The sequence below is a fragment of the Paeniglutamicibacter sp. ORCA_105 genome, from assembly GCF_045798545.1.
Taxonomy (GTDB): domain Bacteria; phylum Actinomycetota; class Actinomycetes; order Actinomycetales; family Micrococcaceae; genus Paeniglutamicibacter; species Paeniglutamicibacter sulfureus.
The window spans coordinates 13,750-36,657 of sequence record NZ_JBIXLM010000005.1; the positions used below are offsets into that span (position 1 = coordinate 13,750).

A 22,908-nucleotide genomic window follows, 5' to 3' on the forward strand; every position below is an offset into this window, starting at 1 on the left:
GGTGAGTCCCACCCGCCACGATCCGGACCAACCCCAGCTGCCGCTGGACGAGGCATCGGTCCAGCTTCCGGCACCGGCAGACACCCGTGCCCCCGCCCATGCCCCTGCCAACGCCGGCGCGGTCCAACGCGAGCTCGAGGCGCTGCGCATCGACAACGCGCGGCTGCGCAGGCTCTTGTCCCTGGGCACTGCCGAGGCCCGGGCCGCGGCACCCTCCCAGGCCGAGCTCGCGCTGCGCCCCTCGGGCCCGGTGACCGCCAGCTCCCCGGAGGCCGAGAAGATCCGGCTCTACATGGAGCTGTTCCGCGCCCGCACCGATGTCTTTGCGCTGCGCTGGGAAAACGCGGCGGAGGGAAAGGCCGGCTGGGTGCCGGCGGTTCCCGGGGGCTGGCGCAAATGGATGGACCGGGAGAACACGAACTACACCAGGCTCACCCCGGCCGAGGTCGAGGGCCACCTGCGGGGCACGCAGCACATCGGGCTCTACCCGTTGACGGCGCGGGACACCTGCTGCTTTGTGGCCGCGGACTTCGACGGGGACGCCGCGATGCTCGATGCCCTGGCCTATCTCAAGGCCGCGCGCTACCGCGGCATCCCCGCCGCGCTGGAGGTCTCCCAGTCCGGGCGCGGGGCGCACGTGTGGATCTTCTTCGCGCAGGAGGTTCCCGCCGAGTCCGCGCGCTCCCTGGCCAGCTCGCTGCTGCACGAGGCCATGGGCATCAGGGGCTCGATGTCGTTGCGCAGCTACGACCGGCTCTTCCCCTCCCAGGACCGGCACACCGGCAAGGGCATGGGCAACCTGATCGCCGCCCCGCTCTCGGGCAGGCGCCGCAAGCACGGCACCACGCTCTTCCTGGACACCTCGACCCTGGAACCCTACGAGGACCAATGGGCGTACCTCTCGGGCCTCGGGCGGGTGAGCCCCGGGGAACTGAAATCGCTGCTGCGGTTGCTGCCGGCGCCGGTCACCGGGCGCAAGACCCGCCTGGAGGTCCCCGCCTCCTCCAAGATCTCCCCGCGACCCGCCCCGATCGTCAACGCCTCCATCGCCGCACGCATCACCCTGCGCGCCACGGACCTGGGCCCGGCCATGGTCACCGCGCTGAAGCACGCAGCGGCCCTGCCCAACCCCGACTTCTACGAGCGGCAGCGCCAGCGGCGCTCCACCTGGGGCATCCCGCGCTTCCTCACCAGCTACGACGAAACCCTGACCGGCGACCTCATCCTGCCCCGCGGGCTGCTGCCCCGGCTGGAGGAACTCGTTCAAACCGCCGGCAGCAAGCTCAGGCTCACCGACAACCGGGTCGTAGGGGAAGCGGCCGACTTTGCCTTCACCGCGACCCTGCATCCCGAACAGCAGCGGGCGTTCAATGCGCTGGCGGCCCGCACCCACGCGGTGCTGGTCGCCGCGCCGGGCAGCGGCAAGACCGTCATGGCCTGTGCACTGATCGCGGCCAAGTCCGTCTCCACGCTGGTGCTGGTGGACCGCAAGGCACTGGCGGACCAATGGCGCGGCGAGATCCTCACCTTCCTGGGCGAGAAATCCGGGCAGATCGGCGGCGGGAAATCCAAGACCACCGGCCGCATCGACGTGGCGTTGCTGCCCACGCTCGCCCGGCGCAAGAACGTCGCGGAGCTGACCGCCGGATACGGGTTCGTGGTGGTCGATGAATGCCACCATGTGCCGGCTGCCGCCTTCAGCCAGGTCATGAACCAGGTCCCTGCCCGTTCCTGGCTCGGGCTCACCGCCACCCCGTACCGGCGCGACGGGCTGGAGGAGCTGATCTTCCATCAGCTGGGCACCTTCACCCACGAGTTCGCCACGGCCCGCCACGGAGAACTGCCGCAAAGCGCCGCCGAGTTCCCCGCTCCTGCCCTGCAGCTGCGCCTCCACGACACGGCGTTCGACTACGACGGGGACATCGACCCGAGCGAGCCGGGCGGGATCACCCGGATCTACAAGATCCTCATCGAGGACCGGAACCGCCTGGCCCAGGTCGCCGGCGACGTCATCGAAGCGCACGGACAGGGCCGGCAAATCCTGGTGCTCTCGACCTGGAAGCGGCACCTGCAGCTGATCGCCGAGGAGTTGCGCGGCGCCGGGCTCGACCCGATCGAGCTCACGGGATCGCTGAAGACCTCCGAGCGGCGGGCCGCGATGGAGCGGATCAACTCCACCCCCGAGGACGAAGCGCTGCTGGTCTTGGGCACCGGGTCGCTGATCGGCGAGGGCTTCGACTGCCCGCGCCTGGACACGCTCTTCCTGGCCGCACCCGTTTCCTTCAAGGGACGGCTCGTCCAATACGCCGGCCGGGTCACCCGGCCGCACCCGGGCAAGGCCACCGCCGTGGTGCATGACTACGTCGATGTGCTCACCCCGGTGATCGCCCGCGCCTACGACAAGCGCGCCGGCGGGTACCGGGACCTGGGGTTCTCCCCCGCGCCCGGCTCCGACACCGGTGTTCAATAGGTGGGCGGCGTGGCCGCCCGTCCCCGTCACCAAGGGTTGGGAGGCCACGGGCGCCGCCGTCGTTGCGCCGGGCGGCGATCTAGCGCAACGGGTTGAAGTGCCGCATGACCGCCGGGGTCGATTCCCCGGTGATGGAGGCGGCAAGCATCTTGCCGGTCAGCGGCCCCAGGGCCACTCCCCACATGCCGTGGCCGCCGGCGACATGCACGCGCGAGGATCGGGTGGCCCCGATCAGCGGCAGCCCGTCGGTGGTGCAGGGACGAGATCCGACCCATTCCTCCTGGCGGTCCTCCCAGTTGATGCCGGTGAACAGCGGGGAGGCCGCGGCGACGATGGCCTCGATGCGCTTGGGCTCCAGCGGGTGGTCGGCGTCGCGGAACTCCATGGTCCCGGCCACCCGGAACCTGTCCCCCAGCGGGGTGCAGGCCACACGCTGGGCGGGGAAGTAGATCGGGTGCGTCGGCATGACCTCGGGGACCACGGTGAAGGAGTAGCCGCGCCCTGCCTGGACCACGCGCTTGACGCCGAACTTCCGCGCCAGCTTGCCCAGCCAGGCCCCGGTGGCGATGACCACCGTGTCTGCGCCCTGGGTGCGCCCGTGCCCGTCGATGATCTCGACGCCATGGGCGTGTTCAATCACGTCGGCGACCTCGAAGTCGGTGACGATCTCCCCGCCGCGGGCAATCACCGAATCGGCCAGCGAGTCCATGAACTTGGGCGGGTTGATGAAGCGCTGGTGGTGGATCGCGACACCCGCCTGGACACCGTCCCCCAGGGTGGGTTCGATGTCACGGATTTCCGCCGCGCTCATCAGGTCGAATTCGACCTCACCGCCGGCGGCGCGGATGCCCTCGAATTCGTGGAGCAGCCCGTCACGGTCCTTGAGGTTCTTGAAACCGGTCAGGAAGGGTTCGGCCGAGCGGGTGGGTTCCACGACGCCGGTCCCCAGCGTCGCGGTGCCCCCGTCGTTGCCGCGGGTGCCGGACCCGTTGACGGAGCCCGCCTGCCCGATCCTGCTGATGGTGCTGCCCTCTGAGATCTCGTCGAAGGCGTCCAGCCCGGTGGCGCCGATCTCGCTGAAGACCGCCATGGCCTCGCGCCACTTGCCCGGGGTGCAGTGCCGGGCGAAGCCCAGCAGGAAGCGGATCAGCGAGGGCTTGGCGGAGAGGGGGATGTAGAGCGGGGAGGCCGGGTCGAACATGGTCTTCAGCCCGTAGGTGAGCACCGAGGGCTCGCTCAGCGGCAGGGTCAGTGCCGGGGTGAGCCACCCTGCGTTGCCCCAGGAGGAACCCGCGGCCACGCCGTCCCGGTCCAGGATGGTGACCTTGACGCCGCGCTCCTGCAGGTACCAGGCCGTGGACAGGCCCACCATGCCCGCACCGATGACGACCACGTGTTCCGGACTCGTTGTGCTCATTTCACGCTCCACTCTCTTGCTTGCCGCTCACCGTCGGCGGACGTCGCTGTCCGCGGGCGGTGCCCGGCCGAATTGCCGATGTTCAATGTTTGGGGGGGTGGTGCGGGGAAGATCGCCGGAGGGTGCGTGCACCCTCCGGCCGTGCTCCCCCGCCACGGGGTCGTGCGGAAAGGACTGCGGTTTAGACGTAGTCCTTGTACTTCTCCAGGTGGCGGACCGGGGTGGAGAGCGCGTCGCGGCGGAACGGGTCGCCCAGTTCGCGGGTGCACATGATCTCGATGACGGTGGTCTTGCCGTCGACCATCTGGTTGTTCAGGGCTTCCTTGAGTGCCGACCCGACGTTTTCCAGCTTGTCCACGACGATGCCCTCGGCGCCCATGCTGCGGGCCATCTCGGCGAAGGATTCGCCGTTGTCCAGCTCGCCGGCGATGAAGCGGCGGTTGTAGAACTCGACCTGGTTCTTCTTCTCGGCGCCCCACTGGCGGTTGCGGAAGACGATCGCGGTGACCGGGAGGTCATGGCGGACCGCGGTGAGGACCTCGCCCATGCTCATGGCCCAGGCGCCGTCACCCGCGTAGGCGATGGCCGGGCGGTGCGGGGCCGCGGCCTTGGCACCGATCATGGTCGGCAGTGCGTAGCCGCAGTTGCCGAAGGACATGGGTGCGAAGAAGCTGCGTGGCTTCTCGAAGCGCAGGTAGCTGTGCGCCACGGAGTTGATGTTGCCGATGTCGGTGGAGATCATGACGTCTTCCGGCATGGCCTTTTCCAGTTCGCGCAGCACCTGGCGCGGGTGCAGCCAGTTACCCTCCTCGCCCTTGGCCTCCTCGATCACGTCGAGCGAGTACTCATCCTGCTCGTGGGTCCACTCGGAGAGCTCCTGCTCCCAGGCTTCCTTTTCGGCCTTGATGTTCGCTGCGCGTTCGGCCTTGGTCGCATCCGATGCCAGTTCGATGCCCTCGAGGCGCTTGGAGAGCTCAATGGCAACCGCCTTGGCATCTCCGGTGATTCCCACTGCGATCTTCTTCACCAGACCGAGCTTGGTGTGGTCCGCATCGATCTGGATGATCTTGGCCTCGGTGGGCCAGTAGGCCTGGCCGTACTGCGGCAGGGTGCCGAACGGGCCGAGCCGGGTGCCCAGCGCGATCACGACGTCCGCCTGGGAAATCAGCTTCATGCCGGCCTTGGATCCCTGGTAACCCAGCGGGCCGGCCCAAAGCGGGTGGCTGGCGGGGAAGGAGTCGTTGTGCTGGTAGCTGTTGACCACCGGTGCGCCGAGGCGCTCGGCCAGGGCCTTGGCTTCCTCGACACCGTCTGCCATGACCACGCCGCCGCCGGAGACGATGACCGGGTTCTTGGCGGTCTTGAGCAACTCAATGGCCTCGTCCAGGGACTTGGTGCCACCTGCACCGCGGTCAACGCGGCGCGGGGCGGGGATCTCGGTGATGGATTCGCCGTAGAAGTAGTCGCGCGGGATGTTCAGCTGGGTCGGGCCGTTTTCGCTCATGGCGCGGTCGAAGCAGCGGGCGGTGAATTCGGCCATGCGGTTCGGGTGGGTCACGTGGCCCTGGTACTTGGTGAACTCCTGGAACATCGGGAGCTGGTTGGCTTCCTGGAAGCCGCCCAGGCCGATGGTGTTGGTTCCGGCCTCCGGGGTGATGATGACGACCGGGCTGTGTGCCCAGTAGGCGGCGGCGATGCCGGTGACGCAGTTGGAGATGCCCGGGCCGTTCTGCCCGATGACCACGCCGTGGCGGCCGGAAGCACGCGCATAGCCGTCGGCCATGTGGGCGGCGCCCTGTTCGTGCACGACGGGTACCAGGCGGATGCCGGCCGGGGCGAAGATATCCATGGCGTCCATGAAGGCGGAGCCCATGATGCCGAAGATGTCGGTGACATCGTTGGACACCAGCGTCTCAACGAAGGCTTCCGACGACGTCATCTTCTGCGCGCCCTGGACGACCTCGCGGGATGTGGCCTTTTCAGTCATTACAAGTCTCCTTCGGGGATCAAGACCTCGCAATCTCGCAAAGTCTCAAAAAATGGTTCGAACTGCTCCCAAAAACGGGATTGATGACAAAGCTATGCGACTCACGTCACATCGGTCAAGCCCCTGTTCCATTTATTCTTCGTCCTGATACGATTTATTGAAACTTCGTTCATCGGCAGATTGGATCGATCATGGAAAATCTCACGGAACCGGAGCTCGGGCCCGCGGGCGCTGTCCAGGGAGAAACACCGGCGCTGCGCCTGTTCGCGCTGCTGGAGTTGATCACCACACGCGACCAGCTCTTCACCTTGCAGTCGCTGGTAGACCAAACGGGACTTCCGAAGCCCACGCTGCACCGCATGCTGCAACAACTCGAAGGCGCCAACCTGCTGACCCGGCAGTCCGACGGCAGGCATTACGGCACCGGCTCGCGCATGCGCCGCATGGCCGAGGACGTGTTGCTCAATGACACCCGGCACGGCACGCGGCACGCCATCCTGCGGGGCCTGGTCGATGAAATCGGCGAGAGCTGCAACATCACCGCCCTGTCCGGAAACGAGGTCATCTACCTCGACCGCGTCGAAACCAACGAGCCCTTGCGCGTGCACTTGGGCCCCGGATCCCGGGTGCCGGTGCATTGCTCCGCCAGCGGAAAGCTGATCCTTGCCCAGTTCGGGCCGACGCAGCGCGAACGCGTGTTGGCCACCGGGCCGCTGCAGCGATTCACGGTCCACACGCTCACCGACAAGGCGGAAATCGAGGCCGAGCTGGCCCGGATACGGATCGACGGATACGCCGAGGACCGCCAGGAATACCTGGACGGGCTGGTTTGCCTGGCGGTGCTGGTTCCCAACCCGGCCGGGCGCTCGAACCTCTGCATCGCGGTGCAGGCCCCCATGATGCGCAAGAGCTCGGAGGACCTGCTCAAGTTGCTGCCCGCACTTCGCCGAGCGGCCGAGAGCATCTCGCGCATCGAAGACCACGCGGACCTGGGTTCCCCGGAGTCCGAACCCCTCGCGGCGGGATGGTGAGGGAAATGAACCCGGAAGCCACCCCCCTCGCGCAGCAGGAATTGGTCCCGGTCCGCGAGACCTTCGGCATCGACAGCGACCTGCGGGTCCCCAAGTTCACCGAAACCTCGGACCACGTCCCGGCCCTCGACCCCGCCTACAGGTTCAACCCGGATGTCACCTTGGCCATCCTCGCCGGATTCACCCACAACAGCCGGGTCATGATCCAGGGTTTGCACGGCACGGGAAAATCCACGCACATCGAGCAGGTTGCGGCGCGGCTGAATTGGCCCCTCATGAGGGTGAACCTCGATGGGCACATCAGCCGGCTCGACCTGGTCGGCAAGGACACCGTGGTGATCCAGGACGGCCAGCCGGCCACCAAGTTCCAGGAAGGCGTGGTTCCCTGGGCCATGGTCCAGCCCATGGCCCTGGTCTTTGACGAATACGATGCGGGACGACCCGACGTCATGTTCGTGATCCAGCGGCTGCTGGAACGCGACGGCGGATTCACGCTACCCGACCAGAACCGCGTGATCCGCCCGCATCCATATTTTCGGCTCTTTGCCACGGCGAACACCGTTGGACTCGGAAACCTCAACGGCCTCTACCACGGGGTGCAGCGGCTGAACCACGCCCAGCTGGACCGGTGGAACATCGTTGCCGCCCTCGACTACCTTCCGGTGGACGAAGAGGTCCGGATCGTTGCCTCCCGTGTTCCCGAGCTGGCCCGAACCCCTGCCGGACTGAAGCTGGTTCGGTCCATGGTGGACGTTGCGAACCTCACCCGCGACGGCTTCGCCGCCGGGGACATCTCCACCCTGATGTCACCACGCACGGTGATCACCTGGGCCCAGAACGTTTCCATCTTCCGCGATCCGGCACTGGCCTTCAGGCTCTCCTTCGTCAACAAGTGCGACGAGGCCGAGCGCTTCATCGTGTCCGAGTACTACCAGCGCGCCATGGCCACCGAACTCGACGAGTCCTACGCACTCGTTCCCGTCGGGGCCTAGGGCAGCCCGGCGCGCCATGAGTGCAGCCCAGGCCCCCGAGCGTCGCGCCCAGGAAATCAGGGAACTGTGCGCCGCGTCCCTACGCGCCCTCGGCGCCGATCCGCGGCTCGAACTGCTCGGTACCCGCCCCTACCGCGGCACCGACGTGCTCCCGTTCAATGCCCCGCACCTCTATCCGCCGGAGGCAGGGGCCGGCTTCGAGTCGTTTCGCGGTGCCGCCGATGGGATGGCCCTGCGCGTGCGGCATTCGGACACCGCCGCGCATCTGGCGCTGCTCCCGCATTCCCCCAGCGCCAGGCTGGTCTTTGAGGTGCTTGAGCAATTCCGCTGCGAATCCCTGGCGACCCTGCCCGGGGTCATCGAGAATCTCCGGGCTCGACATGTTGCCTGGTCCAAGGAATACATCGCCTCGGGGCTGACCGAAACGTCCCTGGGCATGCTGCTCTACACGATCTTCCAGGTGACCCGCTCGCGGATCAGCTCGGAGCCGGTGGTCCATGAATCCGAGGACATGATCGAGGCGACCCGAGCGAACCTGTCCGCGACGCTCGGCCCGTTGCTCCCGGGCCTACGCCGGCACAAGCACAACCAGACCGACTTCGCCCAGCATGCGCTGTTGGTCGCCGAACTCGTCGCGGAGGCCGTCAGCGCCCTGGAATCCCGGGCACCCGCCCGCAAGGGTGCCAAGGACAAGCAAGCCAAGGCACCGGAGTTTTCCCTGCTGGTGGATGTCGAACACGATGCAGCCGCCATCGGGACATCCGGCAGCGCAACCAGCGGCGCCCTTGATTCCTCGCCCGAGGGATACACCGTGTTTACCCGCGCCTACGACACGATCTCCCCGGCCACCACACTGGTGCGCGAGGACCTGCTTCGCAGCTACCGCGAGCGCATCGCCGCCCGGGTGCACACCGAGGCGGTGAACGTGCAGCTGCTGGCCAAGTCCCTGCAGTCGCTGCTCTGCGTTCCCGAGCGCTCTGACTACGATTCGGGCATGGAGGAGGGCCTGCTCGACGGAACCCGGCTGGGCCAATTGGTGGCCTCGCCCACCGAGCGCCGGCTGTTCAAGACCGAGCGCTTCGAACCTTCCGCGGCCGCGACCCTCACATTCCTGGTGGACTGTTCCGGCTCCATGAAGGAGCATGCGGAAGGACTCGCGGCATTCCTTGACGTGCTGGCTCGGGCACTGGAACGCATCCAGGTGCCCTGCGAGGTGCTGGGCTACACCACCGGTGCCTGGAACGGCGGCCGGGCGCTGAAGGACTGGCGCCGCGCAGGCACCCCGCCGGCCCCGGGGCGGCTGAACGAACTGAGCCACGTGGTTTTCAAGGATGCGGCGACCTCGTGGCGCACCGGGCGCCTGGGGCTTGCAGCGATGCTCAAGTCGACGCTCTACCGCGAGGGAATCGACGGGGAGGCCGTGCGCTGGGCATTGGGCCGGCTCGGGCAGCGGGACGAGGAACGCAAGATCCTGGTGGTGCTCTCCGACGGCAGCCCCGCGGACGGCGCCACGGCAAACGCCAACGACGAGAACTACCTGCAGCACGACCTCGCCAATGTGCTGCGGGAGGCCGAGGCGGCCGGCGGCACCACGATTCTGGGGCTTGGCCTGGGACTGGACATGAGTCCGTATTTCAGGCGCAACGCCATCCTGGACGCGGGCCGGCTGGGCGGTTCGGAAACCGTGCGCGACCTGTTGGGCCTGTTGGAGCGCTCGTTGCGTTCAGTGCGCTGAACGGGAGGCGTACCGCTCCGAGCAAAGAGATAGCGTGAAAAAGGGAACGGAGCGTGGCCGAAAGATTCTTTCGGCCACGCTCCGTTCCCCTCACGACTTGTGGCGGTCACTGTCTCCCGCCGTAGTACTACATCTGCAGCAGGAGCACCCCCGCGTAGCCAAGTCCGGCAATCAATGCCCAGGAACACATGGCCATCAGGATCGAGGCCCCCTTCGAGGCAAAAAGCTGGCGGATCCGCACGGCCGAGCCCAGTCCGAAGAGCGCGGCGGCCAACACCACGTCCTGCACGATCGTCACGGCCTCCAGGACCTCGGTGGGAACGTTGAAGATCGAGCGCACCGCCACCAGCACCACGAATCCAATGATGAATCCCGGAACAATCGGCGGAAGCTTCAGGCCTTTGTCACCGTCACCAGCCCGGCCGTTGCGCCGGCTGATGATGCCGGCTGCGGCTACCATCGGGGCCAGGGTCAGCACGCGGGTGAGCTTGATGACGATGGCAATGGCCAGCGCGGAGGCCCCGGCGGTCTGCGCGGTGGCAACGACCTGGCCGACGTCGTGGACCGAGGCGCCGACCCACTGGCCGAAGGCCTCCGGGCCCAGCCCCAGCGGACGCATCAGCAGCGGCAGCACGGCAATGGCCAGGGTGCCGCACAGAGTCACCAGCGCCACGGGGATCACGGTGTCCTCGTCCCTTGACCTGCGCACCGCGCTCATCGCACCGATGGCGGAGGCACCGCAGATGGAGAAGCCGGTGGCGATCAACAGCGGCTGGTCTCCCGGCAAGCGGAACGCCTTGCCCAGCAGGTAGGTGCCGCCGAAGGCCAGCAGCACGACCAGCACCACCACCCCGAAGGTCGCCCAACCCAGCTCAAGCACATCGACGATGCTCAGTTTCAGGCCCAGCAGCACAATGCCGGCCCGCATGAGTTTCTTCCCCGCGAAGCCCAGCCCCCTCTGCCAGGGCCCTTCCACCAGCCGGCCCGTCCCCGGGAGGTTTGCGGACAGGATGCCCAGCACCACGGCCGTGGTCATGACCGGGATCGAGGGGACGAGCAGGTGGACCAGGAAGGACAGCGGGACCACCACGGCGCAGACCGCCAGCCCGGCCCAATGCCCGGCGACCCAGGCGCGCGCGCGGGCCCGCCGGGTAGGCGTCACGGGAGCGACGGGCGTCTGCGCGCTGCTCCCGGCCGGAGGCTGCACTGCCGGCTCATGTGTTTGGTGCACCATGAAGGTGGCTCCTTCGAAGAATGACATTGCCGTGGTGCGGCCGCACGCACCCGGGGGTATTCTCCCGTCGGGGGCTGCGGACGCACCACGATCAATGTGGTGGGTACGTGGACAATTCTGCCCGCTAATCAGGCTCCGGGTGTCACGGCCGGGGTGCCGGACTTCAGTTTGGTGCCTTCCGGGCGCGGGGCACCCAGCACCAGGATGTCGACCTGTTCGTCGGTGAGGGTTTTGTTGTGCCTGCGGCGCATCAGGAAGAATACGACGCCCAGCAGGGTCCAGACGACCAGAGCCGTCATGGATTCCTTGCCCAGCACGCCCGGGGAACCCGGGATCAGCAGCAGCCCCATGAAGACGAGGGCCGTCACGGCGCCCAGCGCGCTGAGCACCTTCTTGGAGGTGGAGCGGGTGCCCTCGAGGTCTCCGGGGCACTCGATGGAGTTGGTCGGGCGGAAGATCTTGAACGCGCACAGGCAGGTGTAGAGGTAGGCCACCGTCACGCCTACCGCGGACATGTCCACAACCCAGGTCAGTGCCGCGCGGCCGAACCACGGGCTGATTAGGCAGACGGCCCCGACGAAGATGACGCCGACGTACGGAGTCTTGTACTTGGGGTGCAGGCGGGCGAAAATCTTCGGGACCATCTGGGCCCGGCCCATGCCCAGCAGGATGCGGCTGGCCGAGACGTAGAAGCCGTTCAAGCCGGTGCTCACGCCCATGGTGATGCCGATGGTCAGCAGCAGCAGGCCGGATCCGCCCAGCACGCCGGTCAATGCGTCCGCGGTTCCCCAAGCCGAGTCGCCGGCCACGAGGGCCTCCCACGGGGCGGCCATGGCGACGGCGGCGATCATGGCCGCGTAGAGCAGGGCTGCGGCCAGAAGTGCCAGCACGATCAGCTTCATGGCCTTGGCCGGCGGGAAATCGAATTCCTCTGCCGCCTGCGGCACGTTGTCGAACCCGATGAAGGCCCAGGGTGCGATGGCGACAATCGCGGCGATCGCGGCGACCGGGTTCACGCCCTCCGGGAAGGCCGGAAGCGCGTTGGAGAAGAGGACCTGCGGGCTGGCGATGACCGCCACCAGGATGCAGGCTACGGCGACGAGCATGATGACGCAGGCGATGAACTGAATGCGGCCGGACAGGGCTGTACCGCGGATGTTCAGGTAGGCGAAAACCGCCAGGGCGGTCATCGAGATCAGGATCTCGACGATGTACACGTCGAAACCTGCCACGGTGTATAGGTATCCCTGTTGCACCACGTCGGGCATGAGCTTGCGGAAGAGCAGGGCCAGCGCCGAAGCGTTAAGGGCCACGATGCAGGTGTAGCCCAGGGTCAGGAACCAGCCGCAGAAGAAGGCGTGGGTCCGCCCGAAGCCGACCAGGGCAAAGGCCAACTCGCCGCCGGAGACGGGAAACGACTTGATCAGGAACCCGTAGCTGACGGCAATGAGCACCATCAGTGCGCCACCGATCAGGAAGCCGGAGACCGCTCCGAGCGGTCCTCCCATGGCCAGCCAGTCGGTGGGGAGGATGAACGCACCCCAACCCACGGCGGAGCCCAGGGCAATGGCCCAGACCCAGTGGGCCTTGAGTGTTTTTTCCATGCGCTCGGGCTGGCCGTTGTCTGGACCTGCCGATGCCGATGCCATGGGAGTAACCACCGTCTTGTCTGTTGTGGCTTTCATTTTAACCTCGTTCTCGGGTGGTGGCGGCGATGCCACCGCTTGCGAAGACCGGCCGCCCCGGCAGGGGCGGGACCGGTGGATCAAGATTTCTGGGATTGCAGCATGCTGATGAGTGAAACGTTGACGATGTCTGCGACGCTTGCGCCGCGGGAGAGGTCGTTGACCGGCGCGGCCAGCCCCTGCAGGATTGGCCCGTAGGCCTGGGCCCCGGCGAGCCTTTGGGTGATCTTGTAACCGATGTTTCCGGCCGCCAGGTTGGGAAAGATGAAGACATTTGCGTGTCCGGCCACCGTTGAGCCCGGGGCCTTGGACACGGCCACCGATTCGAGCAATGCGGCGTCGAATTGCAGTTCCCCGTCGATGCTCAGTGTTGGCTCGGCCGCCCGGGCCAGGGCGGTTGCCGCGCGGACCGTGGAAATGCTTTCGTGCTCCGCGGATCCGGCGGTGGAAAAGGAGAGCATGGCGACGGCCGGCTCTTCGCCGGTGAGGATGGCGAAGGTCCGTGCCGTGGCGCGGGCGATGTGCGCCAATTGGGTGGCATCGGGCGTCGGGATGACGGCGCAGTCGCCGTATCCCACATAGCGCCCGTCGGCCAGCCGCATCAGGAAGGAGGAGGAGATGCTTCCGGTGCCCGGGTCCGTGCCCACCACGCGCAGTGCCGCTCGCAGCACGTCGGCGGTGGGCCGGGTGGCCCCGGCGACGGCGGCCGAGGCCAGCCCCGCGGGAACCGCCGCGACCGCCAGGAACAATGGGTCATCCATCCACCCGGCGGTCCTGGCTGGGCCGAGGTCCGCGACCTTGCCCGCCAGGAGCGTCCCGGCGGCACTGTCGCGCAGCTCGGCCACGCACAGGACGGTGGTGGCATCGGTGAACGTGACCCCTTCGGCGAGCGCAATCGCTTTGATGCAATCGCGCTCCCCCACCAGGATGGTCTCCACGCCGATCTCGCCCAGCACCCCGGCGGCGGCAATGGCCCGCGGATCGTGCCCGTCGGCAAGGATGACCGGTCCGCGGGAGCCTTGGTCCGGGCCTGCCAGGAATCGGGCCAGGATGTTTTCATCGACACCCGCGGGTCTCACCGTTGCGATGGCCATGAGACGGTTTCCTCCCCTTGTCCGCTAGACCGCGGCCAGGGTGACGGCCGGCGACTTGAGGTAGCTGTCGGCGGCGCTCATCACGTGGTCGACCTTGTCCAGCAGGTCATCGAGAACGTCCTGGTCGGCGACCAGCGGCGGGGAGAGCACCAGCATGGTGGCGCCGCGGTTGTCCGGGCGGGTGATCAGGTTGACCTCGCGCATGGCCTTGGGCATCACCTTGGTCAGCAGGTCCTTGGATTCCTCGGCCGTGAGCTCGCGTCCGGTTTCCCGGTTGCCGGTGAGCTCGATGGCGTAGAAGAATCCGGTCCCGCGGTATTCCTTGATGCTGGTGTGCGCCGAGACGATCTTGTCCAGTCCGTTCTGGAAGTACGGTTCCAGGCTCCGGACGTTGCCCACGATGTCTTCTTCCTTGAGCGCGGTCATGTTGGCCACCGCCACCGCGGTGGAGACCGGGTGGCCGCCCCACGTGGCGCCGTGGGTAAAGATGCCCGCCAAGGGCGAGGAGAGCATGGCGTCGGCCAGCGGCTTGCGGATGATGACCCCGCCCAGCGGCGCGTAGCCGGAGGTGGAGCCCTTGGCGAAGGTGATCAGGTCCGGGACCACGTCGTACTTGATGCTGCCGAACCATTCGCCGAGGCGGCCGAAGCCGGTGATGACCTCGTCGGCGACCAGCAGGATGCCGTGCTCGTCGCAGATGGAGCGCAGTTCCTGCCAATAGCCGGCCGGCGGGACCAGTGCGCCGCGGGAGTTCTGCACCGGCTCGGCGAAGAGCGCGGCGATGGTGTGGGCGCCTTCGCGGGCAATGACCTCGCGGATGGCCTGGATCGAGGGCAGGTCCGCGGCGGAGCCGCCCTCCGGGACGACCTCTCCCAGGGTGTTCGGGACGTGGAAGACGCCGGGCATCAGGGTGCCAAAGGCCTCCTTGTAGGCGGGGATCCCGGTGACGGCCAGGGCCCCGAGGGTGGTGCCGTGGTAGGCCATGTTGCGGGCGATGATCTTGGTGCGCTCGGGCTCGCCCTGGCCGCGGTGGTACTGCCGGGCAAACTTGATGGCCGACTCGACGGCCTCGGAACCGGAGTTCACGAAGAAGACGACGTCAAGGTCCCCCGGGGCCAGCCCGGCGATGAGCGTGGCGGCATCCACGGCCGCCGGGTGGGCCGAGCCCCAGTTGGTCCAGTAGGCCAAGCGCGACATCTGCTCGTACGCGGCCTTGGGAATGTCCTGGCGGCCGTGGCCGATGTTGGCGCAGAAGAGCCCTGCCAGTCCGTCGAGGAACTTGTTGCCGTCCTCGTCAAAAAGGTAGCTTCCCTCGCCCCGGGTGATGATGGGCAGGTTCGGGTCGTTCCACACCTGGCCTGCGGTGAAGTGCGGGTAGAGATGCCGCTGAGCACGATTGCGGATATCTGAGTTGGTCACGAGACCCCTCCATTCAAGGTTTTCCTGTCGGGGCCGCGGGCGCTTCCTTGCCCCGGGGATCCCCGCGCCACCCGACGTTGCCGTGTGGTGTGTATCACTCTGCCCCCATGCTGGGTCCTTTCCCAGACCCAAATCGGCTTCCCTTTTTAGGTACCAGGGGTGGAGCTACACGTAGATCCGCGGCACTCTGGTCCCCACGCGGGTCAGGATCTCGTACGGAATGGTGCCGGAGGCCTCCGCCCACTTCTCGACGTGCGGCTCCCCGACGTCCCCGGGGCCAAAGAGCAGCGCCGCGTCCCCGGCCGAGACGTCGTCGTCGCCCACGTCGATGACGAATTGGTCCATGCAGACCCGGCCCAGGACGCGGTATCGCACGCCACCGACCTGGACGGGACCGACGGAGCTGGCGCTGCGGAAGACGCCGTCGGCGTAGCCCAGCGGAACGACTGCCAGCGTGGTCTCCCCTTGCGTGGATTCGGTGTGGCCGTAGGAGATTCCCGCGCCGGCCGGGGCGCGCTTGGTCTGCACGACGGCAGCGCCCAGGGACATGGCCGGCCGCAGCCGGGGGCAGTGGGTGCGTTCGGATTCGGGGAGCGGGTTCACCCCGTAGACGGCGATCCCGGTGCGGACCATGTCGAAGTGCGCCTCCGGGGTGGCGAGGGTCGCCGCGGAGTTGGCGATGTGGCACAGCGCCGGGTCCAGCCCCAGGGACCTGGCCGTGCCGATGGCGTGCCTGAAGACCTGCAGTTGTGCCGCCACCGAGGGGTGCCCCGGCTCATCGGCGCAGGCCAAATGGGACCAGACTCCCACCACCCGGATCCGTCCGGCGGCTTCCAGCTCCCGGGCCACCGCGCACAATGCCGGCCAGTCGGCGGGCGTTGCCCCGCCGCGCCACATCCCGGTGTCGATCTTCAGGTGGATCCGGGGAACGCCGCCGGCCCCGGTTCCGGCGTCAGCGATCTCCCGCAATTGCTCCACCGAATACGCGGCAAGTTCGATGTCCTCGGCGATGGCCCGGGCGTAGGGTGCGCCGGGCGCCGCCAGCCAGGAGAAGAGCGGGGCGGTGATCCCGGCTTCCCGCACCGCGAAGGCCTCCTCGAGCACGGCGGTGCCCAGGTAGTCGGCTCCGCCTTCGAGGGCTGCGCGGGCGGCGGGCACGATGCCGTGTCCGTAGCCGTCGGCCTTGAGCACCGCCAGCAGCCGGACGCCGGCGGCGACCTTCCGCAGCGCCCGCACGTTGGCGGTGATGGCCGCCGTTTCGATGAAGGCTGCCCGCTGCGGCACCGCGCCGAGGGCTGTCTGCGGCCCGGGGGCCTGGTTGTTTTCGCGCGTGCTGGAGGGATTCATTGCGACATCCTTGTCGTTGGTGGGGTGCGCCGGTGCGCGGGCAGGGGGCGGCGGGCGGCAAAATGCCCGCGCTACCTACAACTGTTCTGCAGGTGCGCCGTTCGGCACAGATCCAGATCGGGCAGGGTTCAATGGGTCCACAGGATGTGAAGGAGCCTCGCCCTGCCGCCCGGTGAGCCCGGAGAGCCCGGCAATGACGCGGCCCAGTTCCCTGATGCCCGGTCGGATGGCCTCGAGCTTGATGGCGGCGAATCCCAGGCGGAAGTGGTTCCGGTTGGCGCCTGGATCATCGTAAAAGACATCCCCGCGCTCGATGACGATTCCTGCCTTCAGCGCCTCGGCCGCCAACTCCACGCAGTCCAGGTCCGCGGGGCCGGTGATCCAGACGCTGACCCCGCCCGGGGGCGCAACGACCTTGAAGGGCACGAATTCCTCCAGCGCCTCGGTGAGCACCTGCCACTTGCGCTGCAATTGGGTGCGGCGCCGCGAAATGGTGCGGTGGTACTGGCCCGATTCGATCAGCAGCGCCATGGCGCGCTGGGGATGGCCGGGGATGTGCCGGATCTTGTAGCGCCGCTGGTTCCGCAATTCGGTGATCAGCTCCGCCTCGGCCACCAGGTAGCCCATGCGCAGCCCCGGGGCCAGGAACTTGGTGAAGGATCCGAGGTAGATGACGTGCCCGGAATTCGGCAGCGCCTTCAGCGCAGGTGTGGGTTTGCCGCGGTAGCGAAACTCGGAATCATAGTCGTCCTCGATGATCAGTGCCCCGGCGTCGCGGGTGCCGGCGAGGATTTGCTGGCGGCGGCTGCCCGAGAGCGTGACGTTGGTGGGGCTGTGGTGGCTGGGGGTGAGATAGAGCAGGTCAAGGTCCCCGAAGGCCTCGGGCGGCACCAGGCCGTGTTCGTCGACTTCCAACGGACGCAGCGTGGCACCGGTGCGCGCGAAGGTGTGCCGGGCATCGACATACCCGGGGTTCTCCACCCCGACCACGGTGTCGCGGCCCATCATGGTCTGCGCCAGAAGGTCCAGCCCCTGTTGGGAGCCGGCGGTGATGAGGATGTTTTCCGGCCGGGCCTGGATGCCGCGGGCCGGGAGGACCCGCTTGCACAGCACCTCGACCAGGAACGGGTCGTCCTCGTCCACCGAGTCGCGCAGCGAGTAGAAGAGGTGCGGTGCGTCCATGGCGTCGCGCAGCGCCCGGGACCAGGCCAGGCGCGGGAAGTCGCGCTCGTCGACCTGCCCGGCCACGAACGGGTACGGGTGGCTCGACCAGTTGCGGACCTTGGTGATCTCCGGCATCCCGGCATCCTCGCGCGGGCGGATGTGCCGGGACCAGTCGACCGCCGACCCCTCAGCCGTGGCGGCGGCGGCGCCGAGCTCGCGGTTGCGCAGCATCTGGGTGTTGATGAAGTAGCCGCGGCGCGACCGGGACTCGATCATGCCCGAGGCCAGCAGCTCCTGGTAGGCAGCGTTGACGGTGTTGCGCGAAAGACCGAGCTCCCGGGCCATCTCGCGCGACGAGGGCAGGGGCTGCTCCGGCACCAGGGTGCCCACGAGGATCTGGTGCTCCAGCGCCTGCCGCAGCTGCCGGTACAGCGGCTCCCCTGACTGGGCCGACACCGCGATCGGAGCCCTGACCCCTTCGCGGGGTTCCGGCAGGTCTGCGCGGTTGGCGGGGCGCGGGTTCCTAGACGTAGCCATGGTTGGCGCCCGCAGGGACCGGGACGTAGAAGCGCGGGATGACCACGATGGGCACCGGCAGTGCACGCAGCATCTTGTTCGCGGTGGACCCCAGGAAGATCCGGCTCCGTTCGGCCAGGCGGCTGGAGCCGAGCAGGACGATTTCTGACTCGTCCCAGTCAAGGGCGTCCACCGCGGCCTCTGTCGAGCGGCCCTGGGCGACGTCGGCGGTGACAATCGTCCGGTTCCGCACCCCCGCGATGGCCGTCTCGAGGGTCTGCCGGGCGTGCTCGCGCGCCGCATCGATCCGGTCGCCGTGGTGCTTTTCGCCGTCCATGGCCACCAGCGAGATCAGCCGCAGCGGAACGTGGCGGACTGCGGCGGAATCCACCGCGGCCTCCAGGACCGAATCGGCCCCGGTGCGGGTGCCCAGCGCACAGGTGATGCGGGTGATTTCCCGCGGAGGGAGGTAGCCCGAGGGTGCCAGCGCCACCGGGACCGGCGAGGAATGCAGCAGGGCGTTGGCCACGGAGCCCACGGTGAACCGGCGCAGCGGCCCGGTGCTGGCCGCTCCCACCACCACCAGGTCCGCCTTGAACGCCGACACCGCCTCGAGCAGCCCTTCGGCCATCGATGCGGCAAAACGAATGTGGGTCCGCGCAACCATGCTTGAGGGCACCAGCGCCAGCGCCCGGTCCATCCATTTTTGGGCTGCCTGCTCCAGGAACTCCTGGTAGACGCGTTCGCTGCGGGTGGCTGCAGCGGCCGGCGGGACGCCGGGAAGGATGTGGACCAGCTCGATCTCGGCATGAGTGGGAGCCGCCAACGACCTGGCCAGCGCCAGTGCCAGGGAGATTGCCTCGCGGCCGCGCTTGTCCTCGGTGCATCCAACGACATACCTCATGGCGTGGGCTTCCCCCCTTCATTGGGAGTCGATTCGGGCTTACCCCCTTATGCCTACCAGTTCGCGGTGCAGGGCGGAAAGAATGACGCACCTGTGACGCGGCGCACTATTTGTCCATCGAGTGCTGCGCCAGGAAGGAATACACCTCGGTCTCGTCCACGCCAGGGAAGGCACCCTGTGGCATGGCCGCCAACAGATGCGTCTGGGCACGCGCGCTGGGCCAGGCCTGGCCCGCCCACTGCTGCTGCAGCTCCAGTGGCGGGCGGCGGCAGCACGACTCGTCCGGGCAGGTGGATACGGAGCGCTCGGTGGTGTCGCGGCCACGGAACCACTTCACGTGTACGTAGGGCACCCCGATGCTCAGCGAGAACTTCCCGGTGTTGGAACGCTCGGTCCGCGCGGTGCACCAGAAGGTGCCGACCGTCGTGTCGGTGTACTGGTTGTAGGCGCTGAACTGGTCGGCCACGTCGAAGACCTCGCGGCTGGTCCAGTGCCTGCACACCGACTGGCCCTCGATGGCACCGATGTGGTCCATCGGGAAGTTCACGCCGTCGTTCTCGTAGGCCTTGTGGATGATGCCGGACTCGTGCACCTTCTGGAAGTGCACGGTGATGCCCAGGTGCTCGGTGGCAAGGTTGGTGAAGCGGTGCGCAGCCGTCTCGTAGGAGACCGCGAAGGCGTCCCGGATGTCCTCGACGGCGAGCTCCCGCGCACTCTTGGCGTGTTGCAGGAAATCCACGGTTGCCTTTTCCGGCATCATCAGGGAGGCCGCAAAGTAGTTGGTCGCCACACGCTGGCGCAGGAACTCGGCGTAGTCGGACGGGGTGGCGTGGCCCAGCACGTGATGTCCGAAGGCCTGCAACAGCACCGAGCGCGTGGAATGCTCGGAGCGCTGGGACTGGGTGAGGTAGACCCGCATGTTCTTCAGGTCGGTGACCGAGCGGGTGGAGTGCGGCAGGTCCGAGACGTTGTGCAGGGAGAAGCCCAGGTGCGCGGCGATGTCGGCTACCTGGTGGTGCGAGAGCGGACCGGTGGTGTGGCCGATGGCCTTGAGCACGGCCGCGGCTTCCTTCTCGATCGCCGGGAAGTAGTTGTTGCGTGCCTTCATCTCGCCGCGCAGCTCCGCGTTGGCGCGGCGCGCCTCCTCGGGGGTGGCCGATTGCTCGTTGAGCCGCCGCTCCAGCTCCCCCTGCAGCCCGACCAGGGATTCGAGCACGTCCATGGGCGTGCGCGAGGAGATGCGCACCTTGGGCAGCCCGAGCGATTGGTAGAGCGGTCCGCGCTGGGCGCGTTCGAGCTCGATTTCCAGGGCTGCGCGCCGCGTGGGAGGTGCGGCGCCGAGCAGCTCGTCCAGCCCGACCCCGAAGATGGCGGCCAGGGACTTGAGCATGCTGAGCTTGGGTTCGCGCTTGCCGTTTTCCATCAGTGACAGTTGGCTGGGTGCGGTGCCCACGGCCTCTGACAGGTCGTCGAGGGTCATGGCCTTGGTCTTGCGCAGGTGCCGGATCCGCCGGCCAAGGGAAATGATGTCCAGCTGCTCGGCATCTTCCGGCGACAGGACACTCTTCTCCGGTGTTGCAGGCCGGTTCCATGTGGGGGTGCTCACGTTTTCAGGGTACGCGAAGAAGTGAAGATCTTCCCAGCACTTGACCAAAAAAGCTGCATTGGAAACACCAAACATTCGTTTCAGGGAAGTTGCATGCCAAATCCGCCAGTCCGCACAGCCGTCCACGAACCAGCAGGATTCCATGTGGAGCTATTCGCGTCGTGCTTTCCCGCCGCCCAGCGGGGGTTGTGCCGGACCAACCGCCCTGACAGCATGAAACCGGTGACTGACCATGCGAAATACCTCGAGGCCTACGACGACCAGCTCCGCACGGACGCCGAAACGCCCAGCGCGATCCGGGTTGATCTGCTGGACACACTGCGCCTGGTGACGTTCGCCGGAGGGCGTGGCTTCGTTACGTACCGGGATCTGGGATCCGTTGACGAAGTCGGAATCGCCACACTCGTTGGCAGGGCGCTCGACCATTTCCGCAAGGATCCGACGATCGCCGGCATCGAGTGGAAAAGCCGGGGGTACGATCGTGCACCGGGGCTGCACGGGGCGCTGCTGGCCCACGGCTTCCGGCCCGGGGAACCCGAGTCGATCATGATCGGTGCCCTCGAAGGATTATGTGCCGATGTCCCGACCCCGGACGGGGTGGTCCTGCGTCGCATCGCCAGCGATTCCGATGTACGCATCATGAGCGAGATGGTCGAGCAGGCCTTCGGCAACCCCTCCAACGCCCGTCTTGCCGATGCACTCATCAACCGACTGGCGCGCAACGACGGCATGGAACTGTGGGTGGCCGAGACCGACGGGCGCATGGTCGGCGCAGGCCGGCTCGAGCCCGTGCCCGACACCGACTTTGTCGGCATCTGGGGCGGCTCCACCCTCCGGGCCTACCGCGGACGCGGTATCTACCGCGCGCTGACGGCTGCGCGGGCGCGGTCTGCGCTGGCCCAGGGCAAGAAGCTGGTCCACAGCGACTCGACGGAGTACTCGCGTCCCATCCTGGAACGCTCCGGCCTGCTCAAGGTCTCCACGACCACGCCCTATTACTGGTCGCGCTGAGCCCGAAGGCCGCGCCGCCCGGCTACGCCCTTTTTGACGCGCCAATGGCCCAGACCCGCGGCAGGGCAGCGCCGTTGACGGAGTGGTCCCCCACCAGGCGGGCCTTGTAGACCCAGGGGTTGTGGTTTCCCGCGGTGCGGGCGTTGCGCCAATGGCGGTCCAGGTTCTTGGTGGTGCTGGTGGCCGAGGCAGCCAGCGCATCGAAGGCGTGGGTCACGGCATTGAGGACCAGCGGGGTCAGTGCCACCTGCGCCTGGGCCGAGGCGAGTTCCGCGGCGTCGTTGGCCGCCTCGTCTTCCTGCTCCGTGGCGTCCCCGGCATGCAGCGCGACGGCGGTTTCGTAGGCGCGTTCCAGGGAAGTGGCCACGCGTTCCACCGCGCCGGCGGCGACGAATGCGGCCGCGGAAACCTCTCCGACGATTTGCAGCAGCTGCGGGTCTTCACCGGCGACGTTGGCCGCGGCGTGGCTGAAGGTGCGCTTGCGCGCGGCCAGCTCGGCGGCGAACTCGCGCTCGACGGCGCGCGCCGTTCCCGCCAACACCGCCAGCAGCACCTCCTGGTAGAAGGCAGTCTGGTACTTGAACCTGGTGTCGAATTCGATGAGGTTCTGCGCCGTGACGACGGCGTCGGTGTAGGTGGAGGTCCCGGTGCCGGTGGTGCGCTGGCCGAATCCGTCCCAGTCGTCCCCCAGCTGCACCCCGGGCTGGTGGGCGCTGACTACCGCAATGACCCGGCTGCCGGTGTCGGTGCGCTGGGCGTAGGTGTCGATCCAGTCGGCGTAAATCGACCCGGTCGAGTAGTACTTGGTCCCGTTGACCACGAATCCGCCGTTGCCGTCGGGGCTGACCTTGGTATTCACCTCGCCCACGGTCACGGTCCCGATCTCGGTCCAGGCACCGCCTACCAGCTCGCCGGCGACAAAGCGCGCCAGCCACGCGTCGCGTTCGGCGCCGGGGACGGCGACGAGCCGGTCCTCCACGAAGGCGAAGTGGCTGCGCAGCGCCTGGGTGATGTTGGGGTCTGCCGCGGCTAGCTCGGTGAGCAGCTCGAAAAGCTCGGGCAGCGTGGCCCCGGCACCTCCGTGGGATTCGGGAACGCGAACCGCGCCGAACCCGGCGTCGGCCAATGCCGCGACTTGTTCGCGGGGAAGTGACCCCGTGCGGTCGCGCTCCGAGGCACCGGCGGCGATGTCGGCGAAGAGCGGGGCGAAGCGTGCCGAAAGCTGCTCGAGCCGGCTGCGGTTCAGGGATGTGGTGGTCATGGTTGGACTCCTTTGTGTGGGAAGGAAAGCGGGAC

Annotated in this window: 16 protein-coding genes; 5 read left to right on the forward strand and 11 right to left on the reverse strand. The window is 67.7% G+C overall.

Features of this window, described 5'->3' with window-relative positions:
• The first annotated feature begins 1 nt into the window (after window position 1).
• Window positions 2-2,470: a TOTE conflict system archaeo-eukaryotic primase domain-containing protein gene (locus ACIPUB_RS03635; protein ID WP_407606115.1), complete on the forward strand. Its 2,469-nt coding sequence runs from the start codon at window positions 2-4 to the stop codon at window positions 2,468-2,470.
• Window positions 2,471-2,549: 79 nt separating this feature from the next.
• On the opposite strand, the gene ACIPUB_RS03640 is transcribed toward ACIPUB_RS03635, so the two are convergent.
• Window positions 2,550-3,887 carry an NAD(P)/FAD-dependent oxidoreductase gene (locus ACIPUB_RS03640; protein ID WP_407606116.1) on the reverse strand — a complete coding sequence of 446 codons (1,338 nt, stop codon included), beginning with the start codon at window positions 3,885-3,887 and terminating at the stop codon, window positions 2,550-2,552.
• Between the two features lie 181 nt (window positions 3,888-4,068).
• Entirely contained in the window at window positions 4,069-5,874 is a 1,806-nt protein-coding gene (xsc, locus tag ACIPUB_RS03645) for a sulfoacetaldehyde acetyltransferase (RefSeq protein WP_407606117.1), read from the reverse strand.
• Between the two features lie 191 nt (window positions 5,875-6,065).
• On the opposite strand from xsc, the gene ACIPUB_RS03650 reads away from it, so the two are divergent.
• Genes ACIPUB_RS03650 through ACIPUB_RS03660 form a run of 3 tightly spaced genes read left to right on the forward strand, consistent with a single transcriptional unit; the run spans window position 6,066 to window position 9,632 of the window.
• Window positions 6,066-6,905 (forward strand): IclR family transcriptional regulator, encoded by an 840-nt coding sequence (locus ACIPUB_RS03650; protein WP_407606118.1) that lies wholly within the window; start codon window positions 6,066-6,068, stop codon window positions 6,903-6,905.
• 5 nt (window positions 6,906-6,910) lie between these two features.
• Window positions 6,911-7,897, forward strand: a complete 987-nt coding sequence (locus ACIPUB_RS03655; protein WP_407606119.1) for an AAA family ATPase — start codon at window positions 6,911-6,913, stop codon at window positions 7,895-7,897.
• A gap of 16 nt (window positions 7,898-7,913) precedes the next feature.
• Window positions 7,914-9,632, forward strand: coding sequence for a cobaltochelatase CobT-related protein (locus tag ACIPUB_RS03660; RefSeq protein ID WP_407606120.1), 1,719 nt, complete (start codon window positions 7,914-7,916; stop codon window positions 9,630-9,632).
• A gap of 127 nt (window positions 9,633-9,759) precedes the next feature.
• Here the strand turns inward: ACIPUB_RS03660 and ACIPUB_RS03665 are convergent, their stop codons facing one another.
• The 8 genes from ACIPUB_RS03665 to ACIPUB_RS03700 form a co-directional block, all read right to left on the reverse strand.
• Window positions 9,760-10,866 carry a YeiH family protein gene (locus ACIPUB_RS03665; protein ID WP_407606121.1) on the reverse strand — a complete coding sequence of 369 codons (1,107 nt, stop codon included), beginning with the start codon at window positions 10,864-10,866 and terminating at the stop codon, window positions 9,760-9,762.
• A 128-nt stretch (window positions 10,867-10,994) separates the two neighbouring features.
• Window positions 10,995-12,551 carry an APC family permease gene (locus ACIPUB_RS03670; RefSeq protein WP_407606122.1) on the reverse strand — a complete coding sequence of 519 codons (1,557 nt, stop codon included), beginning with the start codon at window positions 12,549-12,551 and terminating at the stop codon, window positions 10,995-10,997.
• A gap of 80 nt (window positions 12,552-12,631) precedes the next feature.
• On the reverse strand, window positions 12,632-13,645 hold the full coding sequence (locus ACIPUB_RS03675) for a phosphotransacetylase (protein ID WP_407606123.1): 1,014 nt from the start codon (window positions 13,643-13,645) through the stop codon (window positions 12,632-12,634).
• Between the two features lie 24 nt (window positions 13,646-13,669).
• Window positions 13,670-15,064, reverse strand: coding sequence for an aspartate aminotransferase family protein (locus ACIPUB_RS03680; protein ID WP_407606124.1), 1,395 nt, complete (start codon window positions 15,062-15,064; stop codon window positions 13,670-13,672).
• Window positions 15,065-15,229: 165 nt separating this feature from the next.
• Complete coding sequence (gene alr, locus ACIPUB_RS03685; RefSeq protein ID WP_407606125.1) at window positions 15,230-16,411, reverse strand: alanine racemase; 1,182 nt, start codon at window positions 16,409-16,411, stop codon at window positions 15,230-15,232.
• Window positions 16,412-16,486: 75 nt separating this feature from the next.
• On the reverse strand, window positions 16,487-18,112 hold the full coding sequence (locus ACIPUB_RS03690; RefSeq protein WP_407606126.1) for a PLP-dependent aminotransferase family protein: 1,626 nt from the start codon (window positions 18,110-18,112) through the stop codon (window positions 16,487-16,489).
• On the reverse strand, window positions 18,099-18,995 hold the full coding sequence (locus ACIPUB_RS03695) for a universal stress protein (protein ID WP_407606127.1): 897 nt from the start codon (window positions 18,993-18,995) through the stop codon (window positions 18,099-18,101). Before ACIPUB_RS03695 ends, ACIPUB_RS03690 begins: the two co-directional genes overlap by 14 nt.
• A gap of 106 nt (window positions 18,996-19,101) precedes the next feature.
• Window positions 19,102-20,676 (reverse strand): helix-turn-helix transcriptional regulator, encoded by a 1,575-nt coding sequence (locus ACIPUB_RS03700; RefSeq protein WP_302263104.1) that lies wholly within the window; start codon window positions 20,674-20,676, stop codon window positions 19,102-19,104.
• Between the two features lie 138 nt (window positions 20,677-20,814).
• Between ACIPUB_RS03700 and ACIPUB_RS03705 the strand changes: the two genes are divergently transcribed.
• The gene (locus ACIPUB_RS03705; protein ID WP_407606128.1) at window positions 20,815-21,612 is read left to right on the forward strand and encodes a GNAT family N-acetyltransferase; all 798 of its coding nucleotides are present in this window, start codon (window positions 20,815-20,817) and stop codon (window positions 21,610-21,612) included.
• Window positions 21,613-21,634: 22 nt separating this feature from the next.
• Here ACIPUB_RS03705 and ACIPUB_RS03710 read toward each other — a convergent pair whose 3' ends face one another.
• Entirely contained in the window at window positions 21,635-22,873 is a 1,239-nt protein-coding gene (locus ACIPUB_RS03710; protein ID WP_407606129.1) for an acyl-CoA dehydrogenase family protein, read from the reverse strand.
• Between the last annotated feature and the right edge of the window lie 35 nt (window positions 22,874-22,908).